Source organism: Arthrobacter sp. 05T442 (genome assembly GCF_056395945.1).
The window spans coordinates 81,674-100,902 of record NZ_JBFTKM010000017.1; the positions used below are offsets into that span (position 1 = coordinate 81,674).

15 protein-coding genes are annotated in these 19,229 nt (G+C 67.1%); 6 read left to right on the forward strand and 9 right to left on the reverse strand.

What is annotated here, in order from left to right; translation table 11 throughout:
• Positions 1-28: 28 nt before the first annotated feature.
• Both pepN and AC1DES_RS15370 read right to left on the reverse strand, forming a co-directional pair.
• Positions 29-2,662, reverse strand: coding sequence for an aminopeptidase N (pepN, locus tag AC1DES_RS15365; protein WP_476896570.1), 2,634 nt, complete (start codon positions 2,660-2,662; stop codon positions 29-31).
• Between the two features lie 60 nt (positions 2,663-2,722).
• Complete coding sequence (locus AC1DES_RS15370; RefSeq protein WP_476896617.1) at positions 2,723-3,724, reverse strand: YeiH family protein; 1,002 nt, start codon at positions 3,722-3,724, stop codon at positions 2,723-2,725.
• A 183-nt stretch (positions 3,725-3,907) separates the two neighbouring features.
• Here AC1DES_RS15370 and AC1DES_RS15375 point away from each other — a divergent pair, with 183 nt between their 5' ends.
• Genes AC1DES_RS15375 through AC1DES_RS15385 form a run of 3 tightly spaced genes read left to right on the forward strand, consistent with a single transcriptional unit; the run spans position 3,908 to position 7,285 of the window.
• Positions 3,908-5,518, forward strand: coding sequence for a circularly permuted type 2 ATP-grasp protein (locus tag AC1DES_RS15375; protein ID WP_476896571.1), 1,611 nt, complete (start codon positions 3,908-3,910; stop codon positions 5,516-5,518).
• Positions 5,511-6,437 carry an alpha-E domain-containing protein gene (locus tag AC1DES_RS15380; RefSeq protein WP_476896572.1) on the forward strand — a complete coding sequence of 309 codons (927 nt, stop codon included), beginning with the start codon at positions 5,511-5,513 and terminating at the stop codon, positions 6,435-6,437. The genes AC1DES_RS15375 and AC1DES_RS15380 overlap by 8 nt, the downstream gene beginning before the upstream one ends.
• Positions 6,434-7,285, forward strand: a complete 852-nt coding sequence (locus AC1DES_RS15385; RefSeq protein WP_476896573.1) for a transglutaminase family protein — start codon at positions 6,434-6,436, stop codon at positions 7,283-7,285. Before AC1DES_RS15380 ends, AC1DES_RS15385 begins: the two co-directional genes overlap by 4 nt.
• Positions 7,286-7,339: 54 nt before the next feature.
• Here the strand turns inward: AC1DES_RS15385 and AC1DES_RS15390 are convergent, their stop codons facing one another.
• A complete protein-coding gene (locus tag AC1DES_RS15390; protein WP_476896574.1) occupies positions 7,340-7,825 on the reverse strand; it encodes a pyridoxamine 5'-phosphate oxidase family protein in 486 nt (161 codons plus the stop codon).
• A 161-nt stretch (positions 7,826-7,986) separates the two neighbouring features.
• Between AC1DES_RS15390 and AC1DES_RS15395 the strand changes: the two genes are divergently transcribed.
• Positions 7,987-9,687 carry a GAF domain-containing sensor histidine kinase gene (locus AC1DES_RS15395; RefSeq protein WP_476896575.1) on the forward strand — a complete coding sequence of 567 codons (1,701 nt, stop codon included), beginning with the start codon at positions 7,987-7,989 and terminating at the stop codon, positions 9,685-9,687.
• Positions 9,688-9,718: 31 nt separating this feature from the next.
• Here the strand turns inward: AC1DES_RS15395 and AC1DES_RS15400 are convergent, their stop codons facing one another.
• Positions 9,719-10,453, reverse strand: coding sequence for a response regulator (locus AC1DES_RS15400; protein ID WP_476896576.1), 735 nt, complete (start codon positions 10,451-10,453; stop codon positions 9,719-9,721).
• Between the two features lie 248 nt (positions 10,454-10,701).
• On the opposite strand from AC1DES_RS15400, the gene AC1DES_RS15405 reads away from it, so the two are divergent.
• Positions 10,702-11,187, forward strand: coding sequence for a universal stress protein (locus tag AC1DES_RS15405; RefSeq protein ID WP_476896577.1), 486 nt, complete (start codon positions 10,702-10,704; stop codon positions 11,185-11,187).
• A 51-nt stretch (positions 11,188-11,238) separates the two neighbouring features.
• Here AC1DES_RS15405 and AC1DES_RS15410 read toward each other — a convergent pair whose 3' ends face one another.
• The 3 genes from AC1DES_RS15410 to glgC all read right to left on the reverse strand — a co-directional run bounded on the left by AC1DES_RS15410 (position 11,239) and on the right by glgC (position 14,751).
• A complete protein-coding gene (locus tag AC1DES_RS15410; RefSeq protein WP_476896578.1) occupies positions 11,239-11,706 on the reverse strand; it encodes a pyridoxamine 5'-phosphate oxidase family protein in 468 nt (155 codons plus the stop codon).
• A gap of 80 nt (positions 11,707-11,786) precedes the next feature.
• On the reverse strand, positions 11,787-13,265 hold the full coding sequence (locus AC1DES_RS15415; RefSeq protein ID WP_476896579.1) for an SDR family NAD(P)-dependent oxidoreductase: 1,479 nt from the start codon (positions 13,263-13,265) through the stop codon (positions 11,787-11,789).
• Positions 13,266-13,332: 67 nt separating this feature from the next.
• Complete coding sequence (glgC, locus tag AC1DES_RS15420) at positions 13,333-14,751, reverse strand: glucose-1-phosphate adenylyltransferase (protein WP_476896580.1); 1,419 nt, start codon at positions 14,749-14,751, stop codon at positions 13,333-13,335.
• Between the two features lie 102 nt (positions 14,752-14,853).
• Between glgC and glgA the strand changes: the two genes are divergently transcribed.
• A complete protein-coding gene (gene glgA / locus AC1DES_RS15425) occupies positions 14,854-16,062 on the forward strand; it encodes a glycogen synthase (RefSeq protein WP_476896581.1) in 1,209 nt (402 codons plus the stop codon).
• Between the two features lie 106 nt (positions 16,063-16,168).
• Here glgA and AC1DES_RS15430 read toward each other — a convergent pair whose 3' ends face one another.
• Both AC1DES_RS15430 and AC1DES_RS15435 read right to left on the reverse strand, forming a co-directional pair.
• Positions 16,169-18,304: an acyl-CoA dehydrogenase family protein gene (locus tag AC1DES_RS15430; RefSeq protein WP_476896582.1), complete on the reverse strand. Its 2,136-nt coding sequence runs from the start codon at positions 18,302-18,304 to the stop codon at positions 16,169-16,171.
• Positions 18,305-18,394: 90 nt separating this feature from the next.
• Positions 18,395-19,141 carry a TetR family transcriptional regulator gene (locus AC1DES_RS15435; RefSeq protein WP_476896618.1) on the reverse strand — a complete coding sequence of 249 codons (747 nt, stop codon included), beginning with the start codon at positions 19,139-19,141 and terminating at the stop codon, positions 18,395-18,397.
• Between the last annotated feature and the right edge of the window lie 88 nt (positions 19,142-19,229).

Below are 19,229 nucleotides of genomic sequence, written 5' to 3' on the forward strand. Positions count from 1 at the left end.
CGGCCGTTCTGGGCCGTCAAAAGGACGGTTACGGAGCAGTCGATGCCGGGTTTGCGGCCAGGGCTTGTGCCGTCAGGGCCCGGTAGAGGTGGCTGCGTTGTTCAATGATGATGCGGCGCAGGGCGTGCGGCGCGTGGGCGTGTTCGGCCAGCCAGTTGTCGGTCCGGACAATGACGGCATGCCGGTCCGGCGAGCCGCCGTGCCCGTCGAGATCCTGCCCCGCAGGGTAGAGTCCGCGGACGATCCTGCTGGCGATCTCGATGCTCCGCTCCCCCCAGACCTGCTCCAGGCATTCGAAGTACGGATCAATGAAGTTCCCCAGCAGGGCCGCCGGGCCGGTATTGAAGCCGGTGATCGTGGCGCTGAGCAGCTGGTTGGACAGCGACGTGCCGTGCACAGCGGCGTCCCACGCGGCACTCTTGACGGCTGCCTCGGGCCGTGCGGCGAGAGCGGTGGCGTGGCCGGACTTGCCGGCCGCGGTGTTGTCCCGGGCCAGCTCCTGGTCGAGCTGGTCCGGCGTGGCCTGGCCGTTGGCCGCCAGGGCGTGCCAGAGGTTCCAGCGCAGTTCCGCATCGACGGCGAGTCCGTCGATCACCGTGCTGCCGGCCAGGATGCTGCGGAGCAGGTCCAGCCGGCCCGCGTCGTATCGGCTGGTGGCAGCCACGGTACGCGCCCATGCGAGCTGCTGGTCGGACCCCGGCGCCGCCGCCTGCAGGTGGTCGGCAGCGACGTCCAGGAACACGCGGCGAACCGCGTCCCGTTGGCCCCGGGGCACGTAGTGTTCGATCGCGGTGGAGGCGTTGCCGAGCACATTGAGCAGGACGCCGATCCCGGTTTCCGCCGGGCCGAAGCTCTGCACGGCGTCCACATAGAGTGACGCCGGAGTGACGGCATCCCTCGCCGAATCCCACAGCGCCGTCCAGCACAGGGCCCTCGCCATCGGGTCCCGGAGCTTGTCGAGCGAGATGCGGACGGTCGCTTCAGAGCGCGGGTCGAGCCGGACTTTGGCGTAGCTGAGGTCATCGTCATTGACGAGCAACAGGTCCGGGCGCCGCTTCCCGGCGAGGGCCGCCACCGCTGTCCGGGCCCCGCTGACGTCGGCCTCGACACTGTCCATGCGGAGCAGCTGGCCGGCCGCATCGTGGTTGTAGAGCCCGATCCGCAGCCGGTGCGGCCGCGGTTCCTGCTGCCCTGTGATCGGGTCCACGGCGTCCTGGACCACCGTCACAGTGCCCAGGACTCCGTCATGGTCCTCGATCTCGCTGGTGAGGCCCGAAATACCGGAGGTCTGGAGCCACTTCCGGGCCCATTCACCCAGGTCCCGGCCGGAAGCGGCGCTGAGCGCGGCGAGCAGATCCACCAGCGTGGTGTTGCCGAAGGCGTGGTCCTTGAAGTACTGCCGGGAGCCGGCGACGAAGGCCTCGAACCCAACGTACGCGACGAGCTGCTTGAGCACGGAGGCGCCCTTGGCGTAGGTGATGCCGTCGAAGTTCTGCTTCGCGGCCTCCAGGTCCGGGATATCGGCGACGATGGGGTGGGTGGTGGGCAGCTGGTCCTGGACGTAGGCCCACGCCTTGCGGTTGTTGGCAAAGTTCACCCAGGCCGTGTCCCAGTCCGTGGTCCGGTCCACGCCCAGCGTGCCCATGTAGTCGGCGAAGGATTCCTTGAGCCACAGATCGTCCCACCACTGCATGGTGACCAGGTCCCCGAACCACATATGCGCCATCTCGTGCAACAGCGTGTTGGCGCGCGCCTGGTACTGCGAATCGGCGGCGCGGGAAGTGAACACGTAGCTCTCCGTGAAGGTCACGAGGCCCGGGTTTTCCATCGCGCCCAGGTTGTACTCCGGCACAAAGGCCTGGTCGTATTTGCCCCACGGGTACGGGTAGTCGAAGAGCCCGCTGAAGAAGTCCAGCCCGTTCTTCGTCAGCTGGAACAGCGACTCGGTGTCAAAGGAGGGCGCCATGGAAGCCCGGCAGTACAGCGCAAGCGGCACATCGAGGTCCGTGCCGTCCTCGAGCGTGCCGCGCCAGGTGTCCTCGGCCTTGAAGTATGGCCCGGCGAGGACCGTGGTGATGTAGGTGGACATGGCCCTGGTGGGGGCGAAGTCCCAGCGGCTTGTAGCCGGATCACTTGTGAGGAGCGTGCGCTCGGCTTCGGCGCCGTTGGAGGCCACCTGCCATTCCGCGGGTGCCATGACGTGGAAAGTGAATTCGGCCTTGAGATCCGGCTGCTCGAAGTTCGCGAAGACCCGCCGCGCATCCGCGGGCTCATACTGCGTATAGAGGTAGCACTGCCCGTCTGCGGGATCAAAGAACCGGTGCATTCCCTCCCCGGAGGTGCTGAAGAGCGCGGTGCCTGTGATTGTGACCTGGTTCTCGGCCTGGAGGCCGTCCAGCCGGATCCGGGATCCGTCCACGACGTCGGCGACTGCCAGGCCCTTGCCGTTCAGGAACACGCTGTGCACGTCGCCCGCGATGAAGTCCACGAAGGTGGAGGCTCCCGGTTCGTGGGCGGAGAAGGTGATGACGCTGCGGCTGGTGTAGCCGGCGGCGTTCGGGTCGGCCGCCTGGCGGATGTCAAGGGAAACGTCGTAGCTGTGGGTGGTGATCACGGCAGAGCGGATTGCGGCCTCATCGCGGCGCAGATTCTGGTTTGACACCCAGCAATTCAATCACGGCCGCGTGTGGGCGCGATCACGCGCTGCGCCCCCGGGCGGCAATCAGCGGTGCGGAAACATCAGTTGCGCGGCGGCCAGGCCCAGGCCGGCGATCAGCAGCCAGGACGCCAGCGCGGCAAGCAGTGCCCGGGCTCCGGTGTGCAGCAGCTGTCCCACCCGGACTGCAGATCCGAGTCCGAAGAGCGCCATGCCCAGCAGGACATCCTGCACCACGGCACCCGCCTCGAGCACGGCGGGGGAGAGCCATCCGGTCGTACGCAGGGCGGCCAGTGCAACAAATCCGAGGACAAACAGCGGGACAATGGGCGGGCGGTTGGCGGTGTCCGCCCCGGCACCGCTCCGGTGGTGGTAGCCGGCGGCGGCGACCATCGGCGCCAGCAGGATGACGCGGGTGAGTTTGACGACGACGGCGGTCGCAAGCGCGGTCGCGCCGGCGGTCTGAGCGGTAGCTACCACCTGGCCGACGTCGTGCACGGAGGCTCCAGTCCATGCCCCGAATGTCTCCGGGCCGAGACCAAGCGGCTGCATCAGCAGCGGCAGGACGCCGATGGCAAGGGTTCCGCACAGGGTCACCAGGGCGACCGGAAGGACCGTGTCTGGGTGCCGGATCCGGCGCACGGCCGCCATCGCGCCGATCGCGGACGCCCCGCAGATCGAAAATCCTGTCGCGATGAGCAGCGAGACATGCGGCGGAAGCCGGAACAGCCGGCTGATGACGTACGTGCCGGCGAAGGCGGCCAGTACGACACCGGTGATCAACAGCAGGGCGGCCCAGCCCAGGCCCAGGACGTCCACGAGGCTGACCTTCAGGCCGAGCACCACGATCCCGGCCCGCATCAGGTGCTTGCCGGCGGCGTCGAGCCCGCGCCGGCCGGTCCCGGCCGTCCACGCGCCTGCCCCCGGGAGGTTGGCGGCGAGAAGACCCAGCACCACGGCGACGGTCATCGCCGGGAGCACGGGAACCAGGGCATGGACGGCCATGGCAACGGCGACGGCGGCCGCGGCGCCCACCAGCCCGGGCAGAGCGGGGAACTTCTGATTCAACGAAGGCACGCACCTACCTTGCCCCACGTGCCGCAAATATCGGACATCGCCATGGCTGCTGCACGGGAGTGCCCCGGCGCGGCCATCTGCGGGCGCCTCCGGCCCTGAGTCCTCCGGCGTTCCCGGTAGGCTTGCCGGGCCCGTGAAATGATTTCGTAACGAAAAGATGGTTGGCTAGAGTCCATGTCTGACCTTTTCCAGGATTACTCAGAGGCGGCCGGCCGCACCGGCGCCTACGACGAGATGTTTACGCCCGGCCAAGAGGCCCGGAAGTCTTACGGGCAGGTTGCCGGGGCCCTTCGTGAACTCTCGCTGGCTGACGTCACCGCCCGCGCAGACTCCATGGCGCGGACCTTCCTGGACCGTGGCGTAACCTTCGACTTCGCGGGGGAGGAGCGCCCCTTCCCGCTGGACATCGTTCCCCGCGTGATCCCCGCCGACGAATGGGCGGTCCTGGAACGCGGCGTCGCGCAGCGTGTCCGGGCCCTTGAGGCCTTTCTTAATGACGTCTACGGCAAAATGGCGGTCGTGGCCGACGGCGTCATTCCCCGCCAGCTCGTCACCACGAGCGCCCACTTCCACCGCGCCGTGCACGGCTTCGAGCCGGCGGGCGGTGTCAGGGTGCACATCTCCGGCATCGACGTCGTCCGCGACGGCGAGGGCACTTTCCGCGTCCTCGAGGACAACGTGCGCGTGCCCTCCGGGGTGAGCTACGTCCTCGAGAACCGCCGGGCCATGGCCAAGGGCCTGCCCGAGGCCTTCGGCCAGCAGCTCATCCGCCCGGTCGAGGAGTACCCCCGCAGGCTTCTGTCCGCCCTGCGCAAGACGGCACCGTCCGGCGTCGACGATCCCACCGTCGTGGTCCTGACCCCCGGCGTCTTCAACAGCGCCTACTTCGAGCACACACTGCTGGCCGGTCTGATGGGCGTCGAACTCGTCGAGGGCCGGGACCTCATCTGCCGCGGCAACCGCGTCTACATGCGCACCACGGCCGGCGAACAGCGCGTGGACGTCATCTACAAACGGATCGACGACGAGTTCCTCGACCCGCTGCAGTTCCGCGCCGACTCCATGCTCGGCTGCCCCGGCCTGGTCAACGCCGCCCGGGCCGGCGGCGTCACTATCGCGAACGCGGTGGGCAACGGCGTGGCCGACGACAAGCTCGTCTACAGCTACGTCCCGGATCTGATCCGTTACTACCTCAACGAAGAGCCGGTCATCGCCAACGTCGACACGTTTCGCCTGGAAGAGAAAGAGGCCCGGGAGCACGTCCTGGACCGGCTTGATGAGCTCGTGGTCAAGCCCGTCGACGGCTCCGGCGGCAAGGGCCTCGTGATCGGCCCGGACGCGTCCAGGGACGAGCTCGAGGCCTTGCGGAAACGCATCATTGCCGACCCCCGCGGTTGGATCGCCCAGCCGGTCCTGCAGCTGTCCACCGTCCCCACCCTGTCCGGGGACAAGTTCGGCCCGCGGCACGTGGACCTGCGGCCCTTCGCGGTCAACGACGGCGACGACGTCTGGGTCCTGCCCGGCGGGCTGACACGCGTGGCGCTCAAGGAAGGATCCTTGATCGTCAACTCCAGCCAGGGCGGCGGATCCAAGGACACCTGGGTGCTGGCGGACTCGCCGCAGGTTCCGGTTGAGACCCTGCCCCGGCCCGCCATCGCCGTCCGGGAACGGGTGTCGGTCTGGCCCGTGGAGAGCAACTGGCGCGACAGCCAAAAGGAACAGCAGCAGCAGCAGCAGCAGCAGCAGCAGATTTCAGAGCCGATGGAGGTTGCCCCGAATGCTTAGCCGTATTGCCGAGTCCCTTTTCTGGATCGGCCGGTATGTGGAACGGGCCGACGGCACCGCCCGCATCCTCGACGTCCACCTGGAACGGTTGAACCACCTGCCCATGGAGGAGCAGCGCAGCGTTGCGCAGGAACTCCTCGCTGTCATGGGGGCGCGCGCGCAGAACGAGGAGTTCGGCCTCAACGAGCTGCTCAATGCCCTCGCATATGACAAGCACAGCGCCACGTCCATCGCCGGCTCGCTCGGTGCTGCGCGGGAGAACGCCCGGCGCGCCCGGGAGACGGTTTCCTCCGGGCTTTGGGAAAGCTTGAACACCACGTATTACGGACTCAACCAGCACCGCAAGGACGTCGTTGGCACCTACCGGTTCTGCAACTGGGTCCTGGAACGTACAGCCATGGTCAGCGGCCTCGCGGACACCACCGTCAGCCACGACGAAAGCTGGCTGTTCCTGGTCCTTGGCCGGTCACTGGAGCGCGCCGACATGACGGCCCGCATGCTCTCCACCCGGGACGTGCTCTCCGCTGGCATGTCGTGGGTGAACATGCTCCGGTGCGCCGGCGCCTACGAATCCTTCCTGCGGACCCGGCGGGCAGCGTTCGGGGACCAGCATGCTGCCGAGTTCCTTCTGCTGGACCGGCTGTTCCCGCGCTCGATCGTATACGCGCTGCGCGACGCGGACGACTGCCTGGCCAAGCTCGATCCGTCGGCGCAGCGTGTCGGCTTCATCAACGACGCCCGCCGGATCGTCGGCCAGGCCCGCACGTTCCTGGAATTCCACCGCACCGATGACCTCATGTCCGAGCTGCCGGAGCACATGGAGCGGGTGCAGAAGGCGGTCTCGCAGTCCTCGGACGCCATTTCCCGTAAGTACTTCAATCAGGCAGACGAACTGGCCTGGGTGGGAGAAGTTTCATGACCCGGCTGAGTATCGTCCACAAGACGGCCTACAAGTACAACAAGCGCGTGACGCTCTCCTACAACGAGGCCCGCATGACGCCGCTGACGGATCCCCAGCAGGTGGTCCTGGAGTCCTCCATGAAGGTCTCACCGTCGCAGGCCGCCCTGAGCAGTTACCGCGACTACTGGGGCACGCGCGTGACGGCGTTCGACATGCAGATGCCGCACGAGCACCTGGAGGTCCTGTCCACCACCACGGTCGAGGTGCACCGGGTGGAGAGGATCCCGGCCGAGGCGGACATCGCCGGCTGGGACGTGCTGGCCGCTCCGGAGACGCTCAACCAGTTCAGTGACTGGATTCCCCAGTCACAGCTGACCGGACCAGGCGCCGAGGTCCTTGGCATCGTCCCGGGCGTCGTCGAGGGCTGCAACCCGCACGAGGCGGCCCTCGCGGTCTTTGAGTGGATGCGCGGCGAAATGACGTACATGTTGGGCTCCACGGGCGTCACCACGAACGCGGAGGAGGCATGGAACCAGCGCCAGGGCGTCTGCCAGGACCTGGCCCACCTCGCCATCGGTTCGCTGCGCAGCTGCGGGATCCCTGCCCGCTACGTCTCCGGCTACCTGCACCCGCGTTCGACGGCGGACCTCGGCGAGACCGTCGCGGGGCAGTCGCACGCATGGCTGGAGTGGTGGGACGGCGAGTGGCGCAGCTGGGACCCGACAAACCACAAGCCTGCGGGTGACTTCCACGTCACCGTCGCACGGGGCCGGGACTACCGCGACGTGCCCCCGCTCAAGGGCATCCTGTCCGGCGGCGGGGGATCTGCCCTCAGCGTGAGTGTGGAAATCACGCGCCTCGCCTAATCAGCCCCGAACCACCCGATGCGCTCTCCGTTGTCTGAGCGGGGATGGCGGAGGCTATTCGAGGCCTGACCGGGTCGCGTCGTCCAGCGGCGTCCACCAGGTCAGGGGCGGCACCACCTTGAACCGCCGGCCGGTGACCGTGTCGGCAGTGATCCGGACGAAGTGCTCCTTCTTGCCGGCCTGCCACGGGAACAGCAACAGGCCCACAGTATCCAGTACTTCCTGCTGGTTCTTCACCGGTGCCGCCTGCCCCTTGACCACCACGCTCCAGGCAATCCCGGTGTCCGCGTCGACGCCGTCTGCTTCGACCGCCACGGGGGTGTCCCCAGTGGCTGCCTGCAGCTTGGTGCCTTCCGCCGTTCGGAAAACCAGCGTCCCGTGGTCCACCTTGTAGTTGATGGGGAAAATATCCGGATGGTCATCCACCCAGACCGCCAGCCGGCCCACTGTGACGCTGCGCAGGAGCCTCCAGCACTCATGATGATCAAGGTTCTCCACGGCGTGCGGCTGCTGGTCTCCGGGCTTCGAATCAGTACTCATGGCCGCGAGCCTATGCCCCCACGGCGCCGGACGGCTAGGGCAGAAGGTCCCCCACGCGAGCAACAAACTGCGACTTACAGCCGCTTTCCGCCCGCTGACACGGTATTCTGGCAACACGTCGTCAGCGTTGATGTGCGTCGTACTGAATTGGGGCATAGATCATGCATTCAACGGGAGAAGGCCGGGAGCAGACCGTGCCGGGCGGCATTCCCCGGACAGAGGAGTTGCCGAGCGGATTCCCGGCCCGGGCCGAAGAGCTGCTCCAGTCACAGGAACGTATGGCGGGTCTGCTCGAGGCCGTTGTCGCGGTGGCCGAGGACCTGAGCCTCAACGCCGTGCTGGAACGAGTCGTCCAGTCGGCCCGGACATTGCTGCACGCCCGCTATGGCGCGTTGGGCGTGATCGGCGACGACCGGGCGCTCAGCCACTTCATCACGGTTGGGATCGACGACGAACTGGCCCACGAAATCGGGCCGCTGCCAACGGGCCACGGAGTGCTCGGCCTGCTGATTTCCGAACCGCGGCCGTTGCGGCTGCACGACCTCAGCAAGCATTCGGAGGCCTATGGTTTCCCGGCCCACCACCCTGCCATGCAGTCTTTCCTCGGCGTCCCCATCCGGGTCCGGGACGTCGTCTTCGGGAACCTTTACCTGACGGAGAAGGAAGATGGCAACGATTTCACCGCGGAGGACGAGGCCCTGGCTGTAGCACTGGCCGCCGCCGCCGGCGTCGCCATCGAGAACGCCAGGCTCTATGACGACGCGCGGCGCCGGGCGCGCTGGCTCGAAGCCTGCATGGATATCTCCGGGCTCATGCTCAGCAGCGACCGCGACTACACCTCGGGCGGGCTGGATCCGATCGCCAGCCGGGCCCTGCAGGAGTCTGAATCCCAGCTGGCGTTGCTGGCGGCCCCGGCGGTGAACGGACCCGGGTACGTCGTCGTGGGCGTTGCCGGTGAACGCGGAAGCTTGTATTCGGGCCGGACGCTGATGCTGGACTCCCCGGTGCTCCAGGGGGTACTGGACGGGGGAGAACCCGTGCTTCTTGAGGATGCTGTAGTCCTGTTCGGTGGGATCGACGCGAGAGCCAGGGGTCCGCTGCTGGCGGTGGCCCTGAGCACCCAGGGCGCCCACCACGGCCTGCTTCTATTGCTCCGCGACAGCGATTCCGTCCGCTACGCCCGCACGGACATCGAAATGGGAGCCGTCTTCGGCTCCCACGTGGCACTGGCCCTCGAGCTGGCCCGTGTCCACCGGCTCCGCGAAGAGCTCCTGGTTTTCACGGACCGGGACCGGATTGCCAGGGACCTGCACGACCTCGTCATCCAGCGGCTGTTCGCGGCCGGGTTGAGCGTCCAGAGCCTGACCCGCTTCACCAAGGACGAGCTCGCGCTCGAGCGGATCCGCAACATCACGGGCGAGCTGGACGAGGCCATCCGGAGCCTTAGGGACACCATCTACTCGCTGAAGAGCAACAGCGGCGAAACCGAGCTGCTCAGCGGCCGCATCCGGCGGGTCACCCGGAGCTCGGCCAAGTCCATGCCGTTCGCGCCGCGGCTGACCATCACCGGTCCCGTCGACGCGGTGACCCCGGACAAGGCAGACAACGTCGTCGCTGTGGTCTCCGAAGGCCTCAGCAATGCCATCCGCCATTCCGGCGCCGACTCAATCTCGGTCTCCGTCGGCGCCATCAAGGGACGGGTCACCGTGGTCATTACTGACAACGGAACGGGCTTCTCCGATCCCGAAAAGCGTAATGGCCTGATCAATCTGGAGGACCGCGCGCGGATGCTGGACGGAGAATGCACGATTACCAGCGCGCCCGACGCCGGTACCAGCCTGGAGTGGTCCGTGCCGCTTTAGCCGAACGAACCCTTGCCGCAGCCAGCCGCGCCTACCGGACGCTGTGCGGGCGGTGGGCCTCAGTGGAACCGCTGGCGGCGGCCGCCACCGGTGACGAGGGGCTGGCGATGAAGACGGCGGCCTGGGTGCGCCGCTCGAAACCCAGCTTCGCCAATAGCGAGGATACGTAGTTCTTGACCGTTTTTTCGGCGAGGAACATTTCGGCGGCAATCTGGCGGTTCGTGAGTCCGCCGCCCACCAGCTCCAGGACCCTGCGTTCCTGGGGCGTCAGATTCGCGGTTCGGGGGTCCACGTCCTCCGCCTGCACGAGGCTGTCGACGATGCCGGCCGCCAGGCCCTCCTCGAAAAGGGATTCACCGACGGCGGCGCGCCGCAGCGCACCGATGAGGTCCGTCCCGCCGATTTCCTTCAGGACGTAGCCGCTGGCTCCGGCCAGTACCGCGCCGCGCAAAGCCTGCTCGTCGTCGAAACTCGTGAGGATGATGCAGTTCAGCGAAGGATCCACGGAACGCACATCCCGGCAGACTTCTATGCCTGTTCCGTCCGGGAGCCGGGCATCCAACACGCAGACATCCGGATGCAGGGCGGGGATCCGGCGGGTTGCTTCCACCGCGGATCCGGAGCTGCCCACGACCTGGAAGCCTTCGCCCTCCAGGAGTTCCTGCAGCCCCCGCCTGACAAGTTCATGGTCATCGAGAATAAAGACACGGATGACAGCCGGAACGCCATCGGGTGCAGAGAGACCTCCGTCTGCCCAGGCAATCATGATTCTCCTGTCCGGCCGCTTGGCGCTGCCTCGTGTGATGCCGTTCCCCTGGCCTCTGCCATTCTTCTGCACGCCGACTCACGGGGCAAGGGTCGTTGGACCTAGCCGCCGGAGTGCGGCCCGGTCCTCTGCGTGACTTTAGGCCCTAGGCGGCCCGGACCTGCGCCGCCATCCTAGGAGGGACACGCTGCCGGCGCCGCGCTGCCAGGAGTATGAACCGGGTTGCCGGGACTATGAAGGGATCAGCAATGAGTGAAGACCTTGATGTCCGGACGATCCTGGTGGGCGTGGATGGTTCTGAGGCCTCGGTGGAGGCCCTGCGCCAGGCGCAGCGCCTCGCCGTCCCGCTCTCGGCGAAGGTCGTTGCCTTGGCCTGCTGGGACTTCCCGCCGGTCTATGACGGCTACGTCGCCATGGGCATCGACGACTTCGACGTCCGGGCAGGCGAAATCCTTGCTGACGCCGTAGCAAAGGCCTTCGGTCCTGATACCCCCGCCAACGTCGGGAAGCGGCTGGTTCAGGGACACCCCCGGCGCATGCTCATCGAGGAGAGCAAGTCGGCGGACATGTTGGTGCTGGGCCGTCGCGGGCACGGGGGTTTCGGCGGGCTGCTGCTGGGCTCGGTGAGTTCCGCCTGCGTGGCACACGCACATTGTCCCGTGCTGGTTGTCCACACACCGGAAAAGGACCGCGCCGGCAACGCACCCGGTCCCGCTGTGCCGGCCGCGCGTTAGTCGAGGCCTGCGGAACGCCGGATTACAAGAGCGGGTTACGGGAGCATCAGGCTATTCGAACGTCGAGCGACGGGGGTCTGTGAGGCGGGTGTTCCACAGATCCGGTGTGTTGACCTTGAAGCGGCGTCCGGTCAGGGCCTTCGGGGCGAGGCGGACGTAGTAGTTCTTTTCGCCCGGCTGCCAGGGTTCCAGGAGAAGCGCATCCACGGCTTCCTTCTCTTCCTGGCTGTCGATCAGCTCGGCCTCCCCCCGGGCAACGACGCTCCACGCACTTTGTTCGTGGGCGTCATAACCGTCGATTTCGAAGGCCACCGGCTTGGACGTGATGGCGCCCCATAGTTTCGTACCCCCGGAGGTGCGGAAAACGATCGCGCGGCGCTCCAGCACGAAGTTCACGGGGAAGACCTCCGGATGGTTGTCCACGATCAACGCGATCCGCCCGACCGTTTCGGTGTCCAGCAGTACCCAGCACTGGTCCATGGTCAGCTTGTAGTCGGGCTCGGGCGTCGTTGTGTCCATGTAGAGACACGTTACGTACCGCCCGGGGCACCCATCAGGGCCATAAGGCCCCTAGCAGGGGCCTGCACGCCTCCGCTGCCCTACCAGGGGCTGGGCTTGTAATCCTTCAGGAAGACCCCGTACTGGTCCTCGCCGGCCTCTCCCATCACAATGGGATCGTAAACCCTGGCAGCGCCGTCAACGAGGTCCAGCGGCGCGTGGAAACCCTCCTCCATGAGGCGGACCTTGGTGTAATGGGGGCGCTCATCCGTGATCCAGCCGGTGTCGACCGCGGTCATCAGGATGCCGTCGGCATCCAGCATTTCCTGGGCGCTGGTCCGGGTCATCATGTTCAGCGCGGCCTTGGCCATGTTCGTGTGGGGGTGCCCGGGTCCCTTGTAGGCGCGGGAGAACTGGCCTTCCATGGCGCTGACGTTGACGATGTACTTGCGACTGGCAGTGGAGCGCTTCATGGCCCCGCGCAGACGGCTGACCAGGAGGAAGGGGGCAGTCACATTGCAGAGCTGGACCTCAAGCATCTCGAGCGGATCGACTTCGTCGACGACCTGGGTCCAGCTGTTGATGCCGGCGAGGTCCGGGACGAGTCCGCCCGCATCGATGGCGGTCCCGGCCGCGATGCGCTCCAGCGAGGCGGACCCGGCGGACAGGGCCAGCGAGGTGACGGCGTCACCGGCGAGCACCGGATGCTCCAGGACTGTGCTGGCCAGGGCCAGCGGGTGCTTGTCGTGGGCGTGGCCGAAAGTCACGAGTTCGGGTCCGCCGTTGGCCGCCTCCAGCGCAGCGGGCAGCGCCTCGTCCTCGGCGTCGACCAGCGGCTTGTAAGCGTTGCCCGACCGCCTGACCGTCTGGGCGGCGTTGTTGATGATAATGTCCAGCGGGCCGGCAGCGTCCAGGGAGTCCGTCAGCGCCATGACCTGGGAAGGATCACGGAGGTCGATCCCCACGATCCGCAGTCGGTGCAGCCATTCGCCGCTGTCTTCCATGGCCGCAAAGCGCCGTGCGGCGTCCTTCGGGAAGCGGGTGGTGATGGTGGTGTGGGCCCCGTCGCGCAGCAGCCGAAGCGCGATGTACATGCCGATCTTTGCCCGGCCTCCGGTCAGGAGCGCCCGGCGGCCGGTGAGGTCAGTGCGGGCGTCCCGCTTGCTGTGGCTGAAGGCGGCGCACTCGGGGCAGAGCTGGTGGTAGAACGCATCCACCTGGGTGTAGTGCCGCTTGCAGATGTAGCACGGCCGCGACCTGATCAGGTGTCCTGCCACCTCGCCGGTGGCGGACGTGGCCAGCTTGTTGCCGCGTGTCTCGTCGTCGATCCGGTCAGGGGCCGCCGTCGCCGTCCGGGCGATGACGGCGCGGTCCGCTTCCGCGATCAGGTCCCGTTTGGCGACACGGCGGTGACGCTTGACCGCCTTAAACATCTTGCCGGTGGCGCGGCGGACCGAAACGTAGTCCGGGTGCTCCTCGTCGTAGACGTGGATGGAGTTCAGGACCTTGAGGCAGGCCTGGATTTCCGCTGCGGTCAATTCAGCAGGGTTCACGACGGAAGGCAGATCGGGGGAGCTCATTGCCCCAATTTTACAGCGTGTTGGGAGCCGGGCCCGACGGCCCGGCTCCCAACACACGCAGTAGTGCTTAGAAGGCCTTCGTCGAGTGCTTGGCGGGACCGTCCACGCCCACCGCGGCGGCCTGGACGTCGCCGACCTTGTCCACGGATTCGCGAAGGTCCGGCCAGTTCTCCGTGGCGGCCCGGACGGCGTTCGGCACGACGCGCAGGTTGGCTGCGGACAGGGCGCGCTCGGCCTCGCCGGGCTCCGGCACCAGCTGCCCCTTGGACAAGACGGTGATACCGGATTCCGTGACCTTGAAGCCTCGCGCGCGGTCGAGTTCGGGGTCGAGCCCGATCGCAGCGCCGGCCGGAACCTTGACATTCTTGTCTATGATGGCGCGCTTGATGACGGCGCCCTCACCGACGTTGACCTTGTCCATCAGCACCGAGTCCAGCACGCGGCTGGACGTGTCGATGTACACGTCGTTGGACAGCACGGAGCCCTCCACAATGCCGCCGGAGACGACGACGCCGCTCGCGACGATCGAGTCCAGCGCAGTGCCCACGGTGTTGGCCTTGCCGCGGACGAACTTCGCCGGCGGAGAGATGCTCTGGCGCGTGTATATGGGCCACTCGGAGTTGTACAGGTTGAACACGGGCACGGGGGAGATGAGGTCCATGTGCGCGTCGTAGAACGAGTCGATGGTGCCAACGTCGCGCCAGTACGTGCGGTCCCGTTCCGTGGAGCCCGGGATGTCGTTGAGGGTGAAATCGTAGACCCCGGCCTCGCCCTTGTTGACGAAGTAGGGAATGATGTCCCCGCCCATGTCGTGCTTGGTGTCGAGCCGCTCGGCGTCGACGTGCAGGGCATCGACGAGGGCGTCGGCGTTGAAAACGTAGTTGCCCATGGAGGCCAGGAACTGGCTCGGATCGGCAGCGAGCCCGGGAGTGGAGGACGGCTTCTCCACGAAGGCGGCAATCTTCCCGGGGTTGTCCTGATCCACTTCGATGACACCGAACTGGTCCGCCATGTTCAGGGGCTGGCGCACGGCGGCGACGGTGGCCTTGGCGCCGCTGGCTACATGCTGGGCAACCATCTGGGAGAAGTCCATCCGGTACACGTGGTCAGCTCCGACGACCACAACGATGTCCGGGTTGGCGTCGTGGATGAGGTTCAGTGACTGGTAGATCGCGTTGGCGCTGCCAAGGAACCAGATCTTGCCCACGCGCTGCTGTGCCGGCACCGAGGCCACATAGTTTCCAAGCTGGGTGGACATGCGCCACGTTTCGGAAATGTGCCGGTCGAGGCTGTGCGACTTGTATTGCGTCAGCACGACAATTTGCAGATAGCGGGAATTCACAAGATTCGAAAGGGCAAAGTCAATGAGACGGTAGCTTCCGGCAAAGGGCACGCCAGGCTTGGCCCGGTCCGCCGTCAACGGCATGAGCCGGTTTCCCTCGCCACCTGCGAGGACAATTGCCAAGACTTTCTTTTGATGCGGCATGGTGATAGCTCCTGAACGCCTTCGTTACTCCCCAATACAGTCCGGCATGCCCGAACGTCTTCACACTAGATCAGTTCCGCCGTAACGACTACCTTGGTGCATGTGCGAATAGATATTGTGACCAAAGAATTCCCGCCGGAAATCTACGGCGGCGCCGGAGTCCATGTGGCTGAGCTCAGCAGGGTGCTGGCCCAGCGCGTGGACCTACAGGTGCGTGCCTTCGGCGCGCCCCGGGAGCCCGGGTATCACGGAGCGACGGTGACGTCCTACTCCGTACCCGAAGACCTGGGCTCCGCCAATGCCGCCATCCAGACCCTCGGGGTGGACCTGAGGATCGTTCCGGACATCGCCGGCGCGGACCTGGTGCACTCCCACACCTGGTACGCCAACATGGCCGGGCACATCGCGTCGCTGCTCCACGGCATCCCGCATGTGCTCAGCGCCCACAGCCTGGAGCCGCTGCGCCCGTGGAAGGCCGAGCAGCTCGGAGGCGGCTACGCGGTGTCCTCCTGGGTGGAAAAGACCGCCTACGAGTCCGCCGCGGCCATCATCGCCGTCTCCGAAGGCATGCGCCAGGACATCCTGCGCAGCTACCCGGAGGTGGACCCGGCCAAGGTCAAGGTGGTCCACAACGGCATCGACGTGAGCCTCTGGAACCGGGACGAGGGCGACGACGTCATCCGCGCTCTCGGAATAGACCCGGCGCTGCCCAGCGTCGTCTTCGTCGGCCGCAATACCCGGCAGAAGGGTGTTCCGTACCTGCTGCGGGCCGCCGCCAAACTGCCTGCCGACGTCCAGCTCGTGCTCTGTCTCGGGGCCGCGGACACCCCCGAACTGGCAGCCGAAACGGCGCGCCTGATCGAGGAGCTCCAGGGCCAGCGCAGCGGTGTGGTCGTGGTGGAACGGATGCTGCCGCGCAACGAACTCATCCAGGTCCTCAGCCACGCGACCGCCTTCGCCTGCCCGTCCATCTACGAGCCGCTCGGCATCGTCAACCTCGAAGCCATGGCGTGCGGGGCCGCCGTCGTGGCCAGCGCCACCGGAGGGATCCCGGAAGTCGTCCAGCACGGCGAGACCGGGCTTCTTGTTCAGCTCGAGCAGGTGACCGACGGGACCGGCACCCCGCTGGATCCGGAGAAGTTCGTCACGGAATTTGCCGCAGCCCTCACCGAAGTCGTGTCCGATCCCGAACGGGCGCGTGCCATGGGCCGGGCCGGGCGCCGCCGGGCGGAGGAGCACTTCTCCTGGGAATCCATCACGGAAACCACCCTCGAGGTCTACCGGTCGGTCCTCCCCGACGCTGCCCCCTAACGGACGAAGCAGTCAGCAAGAAACCGTCAGAACGACGACGGCGGCGCCCCGGTCAAGGGGGCGGCGCCGTCGTCGTTTGCGCCGGGCTGCTCCCGGAGCAGCACCGTCAGCTGCGGCCGGCCTTGGCGGCAAGTGCCTTGCGGGCCAGCAGGATCTTCTCGTCCACGGGAGCCGTTCCGCTGGCACGCTGCGTGCGGACATAGTCCCGGGCCTCATCCTGGCGGACCTTTTCCGCCCCGGTGGCGATCTCGGCCCGGAGGTGCTCGGGGCCGAAACCGAAGGCATCCACGAGGTCCAGGGCGTGCGGGCGGATCTTCACCAGCAGCCTGTTGATGTAGGCCCCCACGGTGCGGCCGCGCTGCATCGAGAGCCTGCCGTTCATGAGATACCAGGACAGGTTCTTCTCGATCAGCGACAAGCCGAAGAGATCACGCAGCCAGGTGAGCACCATCTTCGTTCCGGGATCGGCGACGTCGCCCAGGGCTTCCGTGAAGGCCTCCCACTGCAGCAGTTCGGCGTGCGCCTGCGCCGCTTCGATGAGTTCGTTCTGGTGCCGGTTGAAGAGGGCCGCGCCTTGATGCTGCGGCAGCCTGTTGGCGCCCTTGAGGGCGGCTCCCACCTCCGCGACCATGGTCTGGACGCGGTCGGTCAGCAGCGTGCGCTGGCTGGCTTCGTCCTTGATCGCGATGGCCGCCTTTTGTGCCGAGCCGGAGTCCGCCACGAACTGGGCTACGCCCCGCAGCCCGGTGCGGTGGATTGCCGCCCCGGTCGCCTGGCCGACCACATAGCGGGCCAGAACACCGAAGTTCACGCTCCGGAATTCCTTGGCGTAGTCGGCCAAGAGCCGTTTCGCGACGAGTTGGAGCAGCACCGTGTTGTCGCCTTCGAACGTGGCGTAGACGTCGAGATCGGCGCGCAGCGACGCGAAGCGGTTCTCGATCAGGAAGCCGGCACCCCCGCAGGCCTCCCGGCATTCCTGCAGCGTGTCGAGCGCGTGCCAGGTGCTGAGCGGCTTGAGTGCCGCAGCGAGGGTTTCCAGGTCCTGCCGGTCCTCGTCGGTGTCGTTCCGGCCGGAGAAGACGTCGTCGAATTTCCGGAGCAGCTGCTCGCTGGCGAAACTCGCCGCGTAGGTCGTGGCGAGCCGGGTGAACAGCCGGCGCTGGTGCCGCTGGTAGTCCAGCAGGACCTCCTCATCGGTATGGGACGAGGCGTTGAACTGCCGGCGCTCGGTGGCGTACTGGATGGCGGTCTTGAGGGCCAGCTTCGATGCCGTCACTGCGGCGCCGTCGAGCGACACGCGGCCCTGGACGAGGGTTCCGAGCATGGTGAAGAAGCGGCGCCCCGGGCTCGCGATGGGGGAGCTGTAGCTGCCCGCAGCGTCCACGTCGCCGTAGCGGTTGAGCAGGTTGGTGCGGGGGATCCGGACGTCGGTGAAGTGCAGGCGGCCGTTGTCGATGCCGTTCAGGCCGCCCTTGACGCCGTCGTCCTCGCCGCCGATTCCCGGCAGGAACTGCTTCGTCGCGGGATCGCGCAGCTCCAGATAGAAGGCGTGCACGCCGTGGTTAACGCCCTGGGTGACCAGCTGCGCGAAGACGACGGCGGCCAGGCCGTCGATTGCGGCATTGCCGATGTAGTCTTTCCAGGCCGCCCGGAAAGGGGTGTGCAGGACAAATTCCCCGGTGCCGGGATCGTAGGTCGCGGTGGTGGCGATGCTGGCCACGTCCGAGCCATGCCCGGTCTCCGTCATCGCGAAGCAGCCCGGGATATCCAGGCTCATGATCCCGGGCAGCCACTTCCTGTGGTGGTCCTCGGTGCCCAGGTGCATCACGGCGGAGCCGAACAGGCCCCACTGGACGCCGGCCTTGATCTGCAGCGACGGGTCCGCGATCACGAGTTCCTGGAATCCTGCGATGTTACCGCCGTGATCATCCGAGCCGCCCAGGAACGAAGGGAAAGCGCGGTGCACCGCGTTGTTCTCAACCAGGTACTTGAGCTGGCCGAACGCACGCTCGCGGTGCTCCGTGTGGGTCAGGCCCTCGGTCTTGTACAGTTCCGGCCGGGCAGCGAGCGCACGGGCGTGGCGACGGATGTCGGCCCACTTGCCCAGGAGCTGCTCACCCAGGGCTGCAACGTCGACGGCGGGAGGTTCCGTCGAGGCGCCGGGAGTGGCCGCCGCGCCCGTAGCGGCCTGGACGGAAGCGGTCTTCGGGTGGGCCGCGGGGCGGTCCGCTAGTTCAGTCATGTCGATTCCTTCTTTGGTTCTGACAGGGGGTCTGAAGCTCTGGTTCTGCAGGCAGTGGTTCCCGGTTCCGGATGACCCGGTCCCGATGACTCAGGTGCCGGCGGCGGCTGGAACGGGGAAGTGCGGTGCCCGGGGGGCCGCAGCCGGAGAGTCGGCAGCACCGGGTTCCGGAGCCCGCAGCTCCGGCGCGATCCCGAAGCACAGCCAGTCGGTGATCTGGCGCGCCATCGCCGCCTGGTCCGGTTTGGCCGGGGACGCCGGGCTGGCGAGCCATTGCTCGCCGGCATTCCGGACCAGCCCGATCGCGGCGTTCGGCCAGTAGCCGATGACGGCTTCCTTGTCCTGGCCGCCGCCCAGGTGGCTGCGCATGGGCCGGGCGATCATGTCGCTGATTGCCGCGAAGAAATGCCCCAGGGCGCCTGCCGTGGCGATCGACCCGCCGCTGCCCTCCGGCTCGCCGGGGGTGTAGCGCGTGACGAAGGTGTAGACGTTGGGGCTGGTCTCGGCCATCTGCAGGTAGGCCGACACCATGGCGAACAGGCCTTCGCGGGGTGTCTGCGCGGCCTGGGCTGCCTCCTGGATGCGTCGCTGCATTTGGCTGAGCACTACCTCGCCCACGGCCTGCTGGAGTCCTGCCTTATCGCCGAAGTAGCGGTAGAAGACCGATTTCGAGGTTCCTGCCGCGGCGGCAATTTCCTCCATGGAGGCGGCACTGCCAAGGACGTGCACTGCCTTGCGGGCCGACTTGATGAGGTGCCGCCGCCGTTCCTCGCGATGGGACTCCCAGCGGGACGCGCGTCCGTCAACGGCACCGACGGGCGCACTGTGGACGGGCACACTGTGCGTGCTCCGGCCGGCTGCGCCGGGGCCGGAGGAATCGGCGTCGGGGATGTTCACGATACCCAGCGTATCAGGTACGCTGGGT